The organism is Streptomyces sp. TAA204 (assembly GCF_000424965.1).
Map to the genome: position 1 here is coordinate 329,128 of NZ_AUKW01000001.1, position 12,912 is coordinate 342,039.

Annotated in this window: 12 protein-coding genes; 11 read left to right on the forward strand and 1 reads right to left on the reverse strand. The window is 73.2% G+C overall.

Annotated elements, in window-relative coordinates; genetic code table 11:
• The first annotated feature begins 116 nt into the window (after positions 1-116).
• From epsC to H343_RS0101460, 11 genes are all read left to right on the forward strand, one after another.
• Complete coding sequence (gene epsC / locus H343_RS0101410; RefSeq protein ID WP_028429682.1) at positions 117-707, forward strand: serine O-acetyltransferase EpsC; 591 nt, start codon at positions 117-119, stop codon at positions 705-707.
• Positions 708-850: 143 nt separating this feature from the next.
• A complete protein-coding gene (locus H343_RS0101415; RefSeq protein ID WP_037901822.1) occupies positions 851-1,834 on the forward strand; it encodes a cysteine synthase family protein in 984 nt (327 codons plus the stop codon).
• Between the two features lie 87 nt (positions 1,835-1,921).
• Positions 1,922-2,455, forward strand: coding sequence for a cupin domain-containing protein (locus H343_RS0101420; protein WP_028429684.1), 534 nt, complete (start codon positions 1,922-1,924; stop codon positions 2,453-2,455).
• A gap of 3 nt (positions 2,456-2,458) precedes the next feature.
• Positions 2,459-3,508, forward strand: coding sequence for an EamA family transporter (locus tag H343_RS28225; RefSeq protein ID WP_078504909.1), 1,050 nt, complete (start codon positions 2,459-2,461; stop codon positions 3,506-3,508).
• Between the two features lie 442 nt (positions 3,509-3,950).
• Positions 3,951-4,781: a cupin domain-containing protein gene (locus tag H343_RS0101430; RefSeq protein WP_028429685.1), complete on the forward strand. Its 831-nt coding sequence runs from the start codon at positions 3,951-3,953 to the stop codon at positions 4,779-4,781.
• Positions 4,782-4,786: 5 nt separating this feature from the next.
• On the forward strand, positions 4,787-6,661 hold the full coding sequence (gene asnB, locus H343_RS0101435; protein ID WP_028429686.1) for an asparagine synthase (glutamine-hydrolyzing): 1,875 nt from the start codon (positions 4,787-4,789) through the stop codon (positions 6,659-6,661).
• The gene (locus H343_RS28230) at positions 6,658-7,851 is read left to right on the forward strand and encodes a PrpF domain-containing protein (RefSeq protein ID WP_078504910.1); all 1,194 of its coding nucleotides are present in this window, start codon (positions 6,658-6,660) and stop codon (positions 7,849-7,851) included. The genes asnB and H343_RS28230 overlap by 4 nt, the downstream gene beginning before the upstream one ends.
• Positions 7,830-9,119 carry an acyl-CoA dehydrogenase family protein gene (locus H343_RS28235; RefSeq protein WP_486586743.1) on the forward strand — a complete coding sequence of 430 codons (1,290 nt, stop codon included), beginning with the start codon at positions 7,830-7,832 and terminating at the stop codon, positions 9,117-9,119. Before H343_RS28230 ends, H343_RS28235 begins: the two co-directional genes overlap by 22 nt.
• Positions 9,107-10,537 (forward strand): dihydroorotase, encoded by a 1,431-nt coding sequence (locus H343_RS28240; protein ID WP_037901829.1) that lies wholly within the window; start codon positions 9,107-9,109, stop codon positions 10,535-10,537. Before H343_RS28235 ends, H343_RS28240 begins: the two co-directional genes overlap by 13 nt.
• Positions 10,534-11,097 (forward strand): flavin reductase, encoded by a 564-nt coding sequence (locus H343_RS0101455; protein ID WP_028429687.1) that lies wholly within the window; start codon positions 10,534-10,536, stop codon positions 11,095-11,097. The genes H343_RS28240 and H343_RS0101455 overlap by 4 nt, the downstream gene beginning before the upstream one ends.
• Positions 11,098-11,331: 234 nt before the next feature.
• Complete coding sequence (locus H343_RS0101460; protein WP_028429688.1) at positions 11,332-11,868, forward strand: hypothetical protein; 537 nt, start codon at positions 11,332-11,334, stop codon at positions 11,866-11,868.
• Positions 11,869-12,032: 164 nt separating this feature from the next.
• Here the strand turns inward: H343_RS0101460 and H343_RS0101465 are convergent, their stop codons facing one another.
• On the reverse strand, positions 12,033-12,905 hold the full coding sequence (locus H343_RS0101465; protein WP_028429689.1) for an oxygenase MpaB family protein: 873 nt from the start codon (positions 12,903-12,905) through the stop codon (positions 12,033-12,035).
• Positions 12,906-12,912: the final 7 nt, after the last annotated feature.

Here is a 12,912-nt window from a genome sequence, read left to right on the forward strand (position 1 = left end):
TCGAGAGGGCGGAAGGCGGTGCGCCGCCGCGCGAGGCGGAGACGCAGAGTGCGGCGTCCGCGTCCGGGGCCGCCGGGTCCGGACGACGGCCGGAGCCGGCACGTCCGCGCCCCGGGGTGCTGCGGACGATGAGCGAGGACCTGCGGGTCGTCGTCGAGCGCGACCCCTCGGTGAGCGGGCTCGTGGAGGCGGCGCTGCACCCGGCGCTGACCGCGCTGTGGACGCACCGCGTCGCACACCGGCTGCACCGGGCGGGTCTGCGTGTCGTCGCGAAGCTGCTGGCCAGGTGGGCACGCAAGGTCACGGCGGTGGAGATCCATCCGGGGGCGGCGCTCGGCCGGCGGGTGTTCATCGACCACGGTGCGGCCGTGGTGATCGGTGAGACCTGCACCGTCGGCGACGATGTGACGATCTATCACCAGGTGACGCTCGGCGCGGTCGGCTGGTGGAGCGACAACGACCGGCCGGAGGGCGCGCGCCGCCACCCCGTCGTGGGTGACGGCGTGGTGCTCGGAACCAACGCCACCGTGCTGGGCCCCGTGACGGTCGGCGACCACGCCGTCATCGGTGCTCAGGCGCTGGTGAACAAGGACGTTCCGGCCGGCTCGCGGGTGCTCGCACAGACTGCCGTCGTCAAGGAGCCGGGCCGCGAACCGGAGTTGATGACGGACGTCTTCGCGACCATCGCCTCGGCCGGCTCCTGGTGAGCCGTACCGCTCCCACCGCGGACACCGCCGGCCGCCCCTGTTCCCCCGGGGAGGACGTGGCCACGGCCGGTACCGCGGCGTGTCCCCCTTTCCCTGACGACGTTACGCCCAGCCATCCCGTTCACGACCGTGAGGACGAGCCCATGCAGACCATGAGTCCCCCGCAGACAGCCGCTGCCGCCCGCTCGGACGCGGCCCGGCTCGTCGTGGCCGACAGCATCGAGCACCTCGTCGGCTCCACCCCGCTGCTGCGGCTGCGCCTCGACGGCGCGGCGGCGGGCGCCGAGGTGCTGGCCAAGCTGGAGTCCGCCAACCCGATGTCCAGCACCAAGGACAGGGCGGCGCTCCGCATGATCCAGGGTGCCGAGGAGCGGGGTGAACTCGCGCCCGGCGGCACGATCGTCGAGGCCACCTCCGGCAACACCGGCATCTCGCTCGCCGCCTTCGCCGCGGCGCGCGGCTACCGCTGCGTGATCGTGCTGCCCGACAACGCCACCCCCGAACGGGTCCGCCTGCTCACGGCGTTCGGCGCCGAGGTCGTACAGACGCCCAGTGAGTCGGGCTACCCCGGTGCGATCGAGAAGGCGGAGGAGATCCACGCGGCCACCCCGGGCTCCTGGTTCCCCTGCCAGCACGAGAACCCCGACAACGTGCGGGCGCACTACGAGACGACCGGACCGGAGATCCAGGCGGCCGTGGCCGCCACCGGCCGCAGGATCGACGTGCTGGTCTGCGGCGTGGGCACGGGCGGCACGCTCACCGGTGTCGCCCGGTACCTCAAGGAGGCCGATCCCTCGGTCCGTGTGATCGCGGTCGAGCCGGAGAACTCCCCCGTGCTGTCGAAGGGTTACGCCGGTCAGCACCGCATCCCCGGCCTGAACGGCGGATTCGTCGCCGAGACGACCGATGTGGAGCTGATCGACGAGGTGGTGACCGTCGCCGACGACGACGCTCTGGCGACGGCCCGCCATCTGGCCCGCAGCCAGGGCCTGTTCGCGGGGGTGTCCTCGGGTGCGGCGGCGCACGCGTGCGCCGCCCTGGTGGCCGGTGCCGAGTACGCCGGCCGCACCGTCGTCACCGTTCTGCCGGACACCGGCGAGCGCTACCTCAGCATGTGGGGCGTGTGAGGCCGTGTCCGCGCAGCTGACGAACCGCATCCCCCACGGGGCCCGACGGCTCCGCCCCTCCGGCGGCACGAGAGGACGTGAGACGCGATGAGCCTGGCCGCACTCCACTCCTTCGACGACGCCGCGAAGGTCCGCATCGGCGAGACGACCACGACGAGGTTCATCGCTCCGGCCAAGGTCACCGACGGCCGGCTCGGGATCTTCCACCACAGCATGCTGCCCGGCGCGGCCGGCGCGGCACCGCACTACCACACCCGGATCGCGGAGTCGTTCTACATCCTGACCGGCGAGGTCTCGCTGAACGACGGAACGGGCTGGCACACCGCGCGCGCCGGGGACTTCATGCACGTACCGGAGAACGCCGTGCACGGCTTCCGGAACGACAGTTCCGAACTGGCGGAGATGCTCATCATCTTCACGCCCGCCGAGTACCGGGAGGGCTTCTTCGAGGGCCTCTCCCGGCTGCTGGCGAACGGCAACAGACCCAGCAGGGAGGAAATGGTCGCGCTGATGGAGGAGTTCGACCAGTACGAGGTCGAGCTTCCCGAGAACACCTCCTCCACCGGCCACCACGACCCGGGCCATGACCACGGCCACCACCACCGAACACCGGGAGAGTAAGTCATGAACAACGCAAGCCTGGGCCGCTTCCTGCTGCTCGCAGGGCTGTGGGGATGCAGCTTCGCCTTCATCAAGGTCTCGCTGGAAGCCTTCGAGCCCCTGCAACTCGCCTCCGGGCGGCTGCTCGTGGGCGCCCTCGTCATCGGCGCCATCATCGCCGTGAAGCGCATCGCGCTGCCCGCACGGAAGGTGTGGGGACACATCGTGGTGGCCTCCGTGTTCGGCAACGCGGTTCCCTTCACGCTGTTCGCGATCGGCGAGCAGCACACGACCGCCAGCATCGCCGGTGTGATCCAGGGTGCGACGCCGCTGGTGACCATGGCCGTCGCCGCGCTGGCGATCTCCGAGGAGAAGCCGACGGCGCGCAAGATCACCGGGCTGGTCGCCGGGTTCCTCGGTCTGGTCATGGTCGTCGGGCCGTGGGCCGCCGAGGGATTCGGCTCGATCGGCGGCCAGTTGGCGTGCGTCGGCGCCGCCGCCAGCTACGCGGTCAGCTTCGTCTACCTCCGCAAGTTCATCGCCCCGCACAAGATCCCCGCGCTGGCGGTCACGGCGACCCAGCTCGGCTTCGGCACTGTGATCACCGCGGTCGTCACCACCTTCGTCGCGGGCTGGACCCCGGCCGGTGACCTCGCGCCCAAGCCGCTGCTCGCCCTGTTCCTGCTCGGCGCGGCCTCGACCGGCCTCGCCTTCGTGCTGCTCAACCGCCTGATCGCCGACGCCGGGCCGACAACGGCCTCCGGCGTCAACTACCTGGTGCCGGTCTTCTCCGTGATCGTGGGCGCCGTGGCGCTCAGCGAGCCCGTGAGCTGGAACGTTCCCGTCGGCGGGCTCATCGTGATCGCCTCCCTCGCGCTGGCCGAGGGCCGGCTGCCGGCGCTGGCCGAGCGGCTGCGCAAGGGCGGTGCCGCCGCCCCGGCGACCTCACCGGAGGCGGAGACCGCCACGCCGGAAGCGGAGACCGCCACGCCGGAAGCGGAGACCACCGCTCCCGACGGACAGGCCACCGCACCCGACTCGGCGCGGCCCGTCCCCCAGGAGGCGTGCCGGTAACCGGGAGCCGGGAGGCGCGCGGGACGCGCGGACCGATCTGCGCACAAGTCCGGGCCGGGGCCCGGTGCGGAGCACCCTTGGGGTGTACCGCACCGGGCCCCGGCCTTCTGCGCGTGTGCGGCACGTCTGCGTGCGCGGGCGGCGGGGGCGAGCGACCGCCGGTGGTGCACACAGCCCGGTGTGCACACAGCGCGGAACGCACGGCACGTGCGAGCGCACGGCCCGGTGCGCCTCAGCCCAGGAAGCCGGCCCGGGCGGGCGGACAGGCGAACGGCCCGTACCGCAGGGCGAGTTAGGCCGGTGGTACGGGCCGCACCCGTTCCCGTCCGCTCCCCCGCCCCTCCCGTGCGGGGGTACCGGGGAGGGAGGTGACCGGGAAGCGCCCGCCGGAGCCTGTGGGGACCAGAGAGAACCCCACAGCCCCCGAGGAGTGACCACAACCGTGCAGACCTCTACTTCGCTGGGCGACGGCCGGATCATCGGCATGTCCGAGCTGGTATTCGAACCGCTTCCGGACGACCTCCTCGCCGGCTCCGCGGCGACCGCCCGTACGACAGTCGCCACGCCCGTGAGCCCCGCCGCAGGGGCGACACACGTCACGCTGCACGTCGTACGCGTGGCCCCCGGCGAGTCCTTCACCCCCGAGTCGAGCGCCGAGGAGGAGAACACCACCGTCGTCTTCAGCGGTTCCGGCACGGCCCAGGTCGGTGCCGAGATCCGCGCCGTCGGACGCGCCGACGCCGCCTACGCCCCCACGGGCAGCGCCCTCACCCTCCGGGCCGACGACGAGGGCCTGGTCGCCTACGTGTGGCGCACCCCGCTCACACAGGGGCGCACCCCGGGAACGCAGCCGGCCGTCTTCTCCTCACTGTGGAACGAGACCACCCAGCTGAGCGGCTTCGGCGGCACCGGGCAGGTCACCTCGGACGCGGACCCGGCCACCATGAACTTCGTCTTCTGGCCCGGTACCGGAAGCAGCCAGCTGTGCCTGCACTGCGGCATCCAGCAGCCCGGGCAGACCTTCAACGTCCACCTCCACCCGGACAGCGACGAGGCGTTCATCGCCTTCGAAGGCACCGGCCAGATGTATCTGCGCGACCGGTGGATCGACGTCTCGGCCGGCGACGTCCTCTACGCGGCCCCGGGCGTGCTGCACGGTGCGCGCCACCCGCACACCGGCCCGGACGCCGTCAGGTTCGTCACGTGCGGCGGTCCCAGCCCCTTCGACCCGGCGCTCTACGCCGCCGCGGGCGTCTCCTCCGAGGTCAGGTGATTGCGATGTGCCGCATCTACGGTTCCTTCAACCTCCATACCGCGGACCAGGAACTGCGCGCCGTGGCCGCCCTGTTGCACCACGGCGGTCCCGACGCCCAGTCCTTCACGCGCGGGGCCGACTGGGCCCTGGGCAACAACCGCCTCTCGATCATGGACCCCGAGGGCGGCGCCCAGCCGTACCACCACGACGGCGTCGTCGTCGTCTTCAACGGCGAGCTCTACAACCACGACGAGCTGCGCGCCCGTCTCGTCCGGCGTGGCTTCCGCTTCACCGACCGCTGCGACGGCTCGATCCTGCCTGCGCTGTACCTGACCTACGGTGACGGCTTCGCCGAGCACCTGGACGGCATGTTCGCCGTCGCCGTGCTGGATCTGCGCGAGGACCCACGGCTGGTGCTGGCCACGGACGCGTCGGGCATGAAGTCCCTCTACTACCACTGGGACGCCGCCGCGGGGAGTCTGCGCTTCGCCTCCGAGATTCCGGCGCTGCTGAGCTTCCCCGGCATGACGGCGACGGAGGACCAGCTCGGACTCGACGCGTACCTGACCTCCAAGACGCCCTTCGGCGACCGCACCATGTTCGAGGGCATCAGTGTCCTGCCGCCCGCCTGCACGGCCACGGTGAGCCGGGCGAACGGCCTGCGCGTGGTCAACCGCCCGATGGGGCACGAGACTTCGACCGCCGCCGACGAGGAGCGGTCCCTCACGGACGCCGGCTGTGAACTGCGAGACCTGCTGCGCCGCGAGGTCTCCCGCCTGCTGACGGCGGACGTTCCCGTCGCCGCGATCACCTCCGGCGGTCTCGACTCCAGCCTCGTGACCGCTCTGGCGGCGGGAGTCTCCGACGGCGCCCGCGTCCCGTCCGCGACGGGAGCGCTGCACACCTTCAACATCGCCTACACCGGGAGCTGGCCGAGCGACGAACGGGCGTACGCGGCGGAGGTCGCCGGCTTCGCGGGAACCTCCCACCATCAGGTGGAGATCGACCCGGCGACCTTCCCCGACCTGCTCTCCGACGTCGTGTGGCACCTGGGGCAGCCCAACGCCGACCCCATCACGCTCAGCACCTTCTGCCTCTTCCGCGCCGTACGGGACGCCGGGTTCAAGGTCGCCCTCACCGGTGACGCCGCCGACGAACTCTTCGGCGGGTACTCGCGCATGAGCCAGGCGCTCGCCGCGCCGCCGCAGTCCGACTGGGCCGGTTCCTATCTCGACCACCTGGCGGCGGTGCCCCGGGCGCTGCGCGAGCGCCTGTACACCGGCGAGTTCACCGCCGCCGTACGTGCGCACGGCCCGGCCCTGCCCGCCGGGCTGACCGAGACGCTGGAGCACGGCGAGGGCAGCCGTCTCCGGCGCATCTGCGAGGTCGAGCAGCGCTTCCGGCTGCCCTCCTACCATCTGCGGCGGGTCGACCATCTGTCGATGGCCAGTTCCGTGGAGGCACGGCTGCCGTTCTGTCAGCCCTCCGTGGTGCGGTATGCGGCGACCCTGGCGGACCGGCACCGCATCACGGGAGCCGGGGGCGTCAAGCGGGCGCTGTACGAGGCGGCCCGCGGCCTGGTCCCGCACAGCGTCCTGAACCGCCCCAAGCAGCCGTTCACCCTGCCCGTCACCGCCATGCTCGCCCCCGGGCAGCGGCTGTGGGAGATGGCCCGGGACGTGCTCTGCGGGGACTCGCTCCGCGCCGACGGCCGTCTCCGGCCCGACGCCGTGGAGGCCCTGTTCACCGAGCAGGCCGAGCGGCCCGGCGACCAGGTCTCGCTCGCGCTGTGGTCCTTGATGTCGCACCAGATGTGGCGCCATCAGTTCTTCGGTCCGCCGGCGGGCAGGGGCACCACGGGGCAGCAGCCGGTGACGCTTGCGGGAGCCGCCCTGTGACCGCCTCCTCCGCTGCTGCCGCTGCCGCCGCCCCCTCCGTCCTGCCCTCCGCCGGGTTCGCCAGGGCGCACGGCGCGCCCTGCCCGACCGTCGTCCTGGACGGACGCGCCCTGCCCGGCACCGATTCCCAGCTCCTGCCTGTCCTGGCCGCCCTGCGCGCCGAGATGACGGCGCGGGGCGCCGGGCACGTCCTGAAGAACGCCATCATCAGCCCGTCCCGTCATCCGCTCTTCGATCTCGACTACCGCTTCGTCCAGTCCCTCCCGGGAGCGATGGACAGCTTCGACCTGCGCGGCTCCTGCGGGCATTCCATCCTCGCCGCCGTGGAGGCGGCGGCCAGGTCGGGCATGATCCAGCCGCTCGTCCCCGGCTGCCGGGTACGGGTGAACGTCCTCAACAACGGCGACAACGTGGTCTGCGAGACCGAGGAGACCTCCGACGGGGGCACCCGCTTCACCGCCCACTTCCTGTGCTCCCCGCCCAAGCCCCTCCCCGGGCTGCTGAGCGTCGGCGAGCCCGTCTCGCACATCGCCTTCGACGGGCGCACGGTGCCGGTGTCGCTGGTCTCCATGGGCAATCCGTACATCTTCGTGCACGCGGCGGAGCTGGGCGCCGGGAGCACCGAGGCACTGTTCGCCGACGACCCCGCGCTCTTCGAGCGGATGCTCCGGCTGCGGCTGGCCGTGTGCGAGACCTACGGCTGGGACTCCGCGGGCGCCTTCCCCAAGATCGCCGCACTGCTGCCCGACGGGCCGGAGGCGCTGGCCGTACGGGCGGTCTCCGTGCCGTCCTGGCATCCGACGGTCGCTCTGACCGGCGCGGTCTGCCTCGGTTCCGCCGCGGAGATCGAAGGGACGGTGCCCTGGCGGCTGGCGTCCGGAGCCGACCGGGCGGAGGGGCTGCTGTGCCTGCGCACCACCCGCGGTCCGCTGCGGGTGGCGGCCTCCATCGCCGGGAGCGGCGGCGACCAGCGGCTGAGCTGGGTGTCCGTCGCCGAGAAGCAGGTCGACTACCAGGGCCGGTTCTCCGCGTGGGAGTCGGCGCCGGAATCGGCGCCGGAGTCGGCGCCGGAATCAGCGCCGCCCGGCACCGTCCCCGCGGCTTCCGGGGCTTCCGCCGCTCCGTGCTCCGGCCCACCGATGACTTCGAGCCCCCCTGAGGAGACACCGTGGCTATCGCTGACAGTCTGACGGCCGCTCACCACGGCCCGGCCCGCACGTCACCGCCCCGGACGGACGGCCCGCCGGCGGCCGGGAGCGCGAACGGCGCCGACCGGGCGGCGTCCTCCCCGCCCGTGCGTGGGGGCGGCCCAGCCGTGCCCGCGTCCGCCGTCCCTTCGTCCGCCGGGGTCGAGCCGGAGACACGGGAGCGGCTCGCTGCCTGTGCCGAGACCGCGTACCGCACCGGTGAACCGGACCGGGAGGCCGTCTCGGTGCTGCGGGAGAGCCGGCTGCTGGGGGCCGCCGTCCCGCGTGAGCACGGTGGCGCCGGCGCGGACGCGGCGACGCTCAACACCCTGGTGGAGCAGGTCGCCTCGGCCAACGCCTCCGCCGCCATCATGCTCTTCCAGCACTACGCGGTCAGTGCGCGCATCGTCGAGCACGGCACCCCGTCGCAGTGCCGCGACCTCCTGCCCAGGCTGGCGGCCGGGACGTGGCTGGCGGCGTCGGCGTGGAGCGAGACCGGCGCGGGAGCGGACAAGAAGAAGCTGTCCACCAGCGCTCGCCGGACCGACGGCGGCGGCTGGGTGCTGGAGGGGGCCAAGTCCTTCACGACCAGTGCGGGAGTGGCCGACGTCTACCTCGTCCTCGCCCAGACCGAGGTCGCGGAGAGGGACGGGGAGGGGGACGGAGACGGGGACGCGGCGTACGGCGCGGCGGGACAGACGTTCTTCCTCGTCCCCGGTGACAACCCCGGGCTGCTGCCCGACACTTCGATGCGTCTGAGCGGCATGCGCGGCTCCGCGACCGGGTTCGTCTCCCTGAGCGGCTGCCACGTCCCGGACGAGGCCCGGCTCGGCCCTCAGGGGGCCGCCGCCTCGATCATCGCCGGAGTGCGGGAGAGCGGCGCCTCGCTCGGGGCGGTGGCCGTCGGCATCGCCCGGGCAGCCGTCGACTCGGCGCACCGGCACGCCGAACGCCGGGGGCTGCTCACCCATCAGGCCGTGCGTCACCGCCTGGTCGAGATGGACGCCCAGGTCGAGGCGGGCCGGGCGATCGTCGAACGGGCCGGGCTGCGCCGCGCCCCGGACCCCGGGACGACGACGCTGTTCTCCAAGCTGTTCGCCTCCGCCACCGCCGAGAACGTGATCGCCGAGGTGGGCCGCATGCTCGGCTCGGCGGGATATGTCGAGAGCCACCCGCTCAACCGCTACAGCCACGACGTGCGCGCCGTGGCCCTCATGGGACCGACCAACGACCTGTGCAAGGAACTGGTGAGCCTGCCGTGGACACGTTGAACTCCAGCCACAAGCGTGCGGAACGAGACGCCGACCTCGTCGTGGAGGGTGGCCGGCTGGTCACCCCCGACGGCGTGCGTGAGGGCGCCGTCGTCATCCGCAACGGCCGCATCGACGCTCTCCTCGCGGAGGGGGAGCCCCTGCCCTCCGGAGCACGCCTGAACGCGCGGGGGCGTTACGTACTGCCCGGACTCATCGACTCCCACGTCCACTTCCGCACCCCCGGCCTGGAGCACAAGGAGACCTGGGAGCACGCCGGCCGCGCCGCTCTCGCCGGCGGGGTCACGACGGTCATGGACATGCCCAACACCCGTCCGCCGTCGCTGTCCGCGCCCGACGTACGGGCCAAGGCCGCCCTGATCGAGGGGCGCTCCCGCGTCGACCACCGCTTCCACATCGGCGCCGACCCCGACCGTCCCGAACTGCTGGCCGACCTCGACCCGGACATCGCCACCTCCGCCAAGATCTTCATGGCGGGGCATCACACGGCGCCGGTCGTCTTCCGTGAGGCACACCAGCTCGAGGCGGCCTTCGACGCCGCCGCACGCGGCGGCGTACGGCTCGTCCTGCACGCCGAGGACCAGCACGTCTTCGACCTGCTCGACGCACGGCGCGGCGAGCCCGGCTCGTACGGCGAGTACGAGCCCCACCGGCCCCGGTCGGGCGGCATCGTCGCCGTGGCCAAGGTGATCCATCTGGTGCGCACGTACGGCACACCGGTCCACGTCCTGCACGTCTCCTCGGCGGAGGAGACGGAGTTGCTGGTGGCCGCCGCCGACGAGGGACTGCCCGTCACCTTCGAGGTGACCGGCCATCACCTGTCCTTCACCGACGCCGACACGGCCCGGCGGGGTCCACGCACGCGGCTGTCGCCCGCCATCCGCAGCACACGCGATCAGGACCGGCTGTGGCAGGCCGTGACGGACGGGCACGCCACCACGGTCGGCAGCGACCACGCGCCGCACAGCGTCGCGGAGAAGAACCTTCCCCCGGCCGAGGCGCCCCCCGGACTGCCCGGCGTCCAGGAACTCGCCACCGCGCTGTGGACGGGGCTGCTCTCCCGCGGCGTCGCACCGGACACGGCGGCGGGCCACCTCGCACGTCTGATGGGTGAGGGCCCGGCACGCCTCTTCGGGCTGCCGGGCAAGGGCCGCCTCGCGGTCGGTGCCGACGCGGACCTGGCGCTGCTCGACCCGTCCGAGCGGTGGCAGCTCTCGGCACGCCACGTGGAGTCGCTGTGCGGCTGGTCGGCGTACGAGGGGTGGCTGTTCACGGGCAGGTTCACCACCGTGCTCACCTCGGGCCGGGTCGCATGGGACCTCACGGAGGGATTCACGGGCGAGCCTGACGGCAGGTGGCTGCCGTCGGCCTCCGGCGGCCGTACGGCGCTGCCCGAACCGGCGGAGGTGAGCCGATGAGTGCGGCGGTGCTGAGCACGGCGTCCGGTCCTGCTTCCGTGTCGGCGGAGTGCTTCTCCGCCTCCCCCGAGGACTTCCGTGCCGCCATGGCGGCACTCGCCGCACCGGTGACGGTGGTGACGTGCTACGACGAGCACGGCGTGCCGCGAGGGCTGACGGCCAGTGCCGTCTCGTCGCTGTCGCTCGATCCACCGCTGTTCCTCGTCTGCGTCGACCGGGGCTCCCGCACGCACGGCGCGCTGAGCCGTGCCCCGGCGTTCTGCGTCAACCTGCTGGGGCCCGAGAACGAGTCCCTGGCACTGCAGTTCGCGGGGGCCTCGGAGCACCGCTTCTCGGGCGTCCGGCTCGCGCCGGCCGAAGGTTCCTCCGCCGCGCCGCCGGCTCCCGCGCTGGCCGATTCGGCGCTGCGGCTCAACTGCGTACGCCACGACGCGCTGGACGGCGGCGACCACACGATCCTGCTCGGCCGTGTCACCTCAGTGGAGGGGACGTCCCTCACCGCGGGCGGACTCCTCTGGCACCGGCGCGGGTTCGCCCACGCCGTCCCGTCACGGCCCTGACCCGGCGGCGCCGGCGCGGCGCCCGCCCGGCGGACGGCGGACGAGCCCCTCCCCCACCACGGGAGGGGCTCGTCGGGCGTGGTGCGGAACGTGCGCCGCTCCGTGCGGCTCCGCTCCGCCCGGTGTCCGGCCGCCGGGCACAGGGCCGCGCACCGCGTGTTGTCGCCGTGCCCGCGGGGCGGGCCGCGCGAGCATGGGGCGTCCCCCTGACCCGGCCCCCACCGAGGCGATGCGATGCCCGACCACGCGACTTCCCCGCCGTCCTTCCGTGGCGTGGGGCTCGGCCGGTTCCGGCGGGGGCCGTCCGAGGAGGACCTGTTCGGCGTCACCTACGGCCTCGTGCTGGCGAGCGCTCTCGTCGCCGCGCTGGAGGGGCCGGGGGAAGCGTCCGACCCGGGGGCGGACTCCCTGTGGGTCCTGCTGACGGCGGTGGCCGCGGCGGCCGCCCACGGCTACGCCCGTGTGATCGCCCGGCGTGCCGCCTCCGGCGGAATCTCCGTCACGAAGCGGCTGAGATCGGTGCTGGACGAGTGGCCGCTCGTCGCCGCCGCGCTCCCCACCGCGGGGATGCTGGCCGCGGCCGTCGCCGGGTGGTGGCCGGAGCCCACCGCCGTGGACGCGGCTCTCGCCTTCAACACCGCCGCGCTCTTCGGATGGGGTACGTGGACCGCCCGTATCGCCGGGTGGGGCCGGGCCGCTTCGTTGCGTTCGGGGTGCGTGGACATGGTGATCGGGCTCGTCATCGTCGGCGCGAACGCCGTGATCAAGTAGCCGCCGACGGGGCCGGCGTGCCCGGACCGGCCCCGCGCGGTACTCGGCTGGCCCGGGCGGGCGACCCTCCGTCGGAGCCCTTACGACCGGCCTCCCGCCGTCCGGTACAGCCGTCCGGTACAGCCATCCGTCCCCCATCCGTCCCCCCGGACGGCCGCCGCGCCTCACCCGGTTCCCGGGCGCTCCGGAAAAGTACCCAGCCCGGCGATGCCGTGGTCACCCGAACTCGCCCCGGGGCAGGTCTTGATCAGCGGGTTCTGCCGTCCGTAGCGCGGTGTGCGGCGGGGCGGTAACAGCCGCACGATCCGCCCCCGCGCCCTGAGCGCGCCGCGCACCAGGGCACGCAGCGCCGGTGGGGGCGGGGGGTAACGGAACGCGCGGAGCAGGGAGTCGTCCATCAGGGCAGTGGCCGCGCGCCGTGTGACACGTGCCGGCACAGGCCGATACCACGAGGCCATCAGGGCGAGGGTCGCGTCGGAGACGGCGCGGCCGCCCTCGTCCCAGCCGAAGTGCGCCGCCTCGTGACGGTCGAGGAGATCCTCGAACTCCTCGTAGGTGCCGGGGATCTCCTTGATCCCCATACGCTCGCCGAGGCGGCGGTAGTAGGCCGCGCACGCGCGCTTCTCGTGCGCGGTCAGCCGGCGCCACCCGTAGAGGTCGAGCCAGCGGGCGGGCATCACCACGAACGTGCTCAGCACGTAGCGCATGTCGTCGTCGGAGATGTCGTAGGCGCGGTGCATCTGGTTGATGCGGCGGATCGCCGTCCTGCCCCGCTCGGCGTCGAATCCGTGCTCCAGCACGGCGTCCAGGAGCAGCGCGGTGTCGTCGTAGCGCTTCTGCGGACGTTCGGTCAGCTCGGCGGTACGGGCGAGCAGCCGCCCGATGGCGGGCACCGCATACGTGCGGTAGAGCGCCAGTTCCAGGGAGCGGGTGAAGTCCCAGGGGAACTCCAGCGTCACCAACTGCCGGTGGATCTCCGCGCAGTCGGCCTCGGCGTCCAGCCGCAGAATGTGGTCGAGCCGTTCATGACGTCGCACGGTGCCT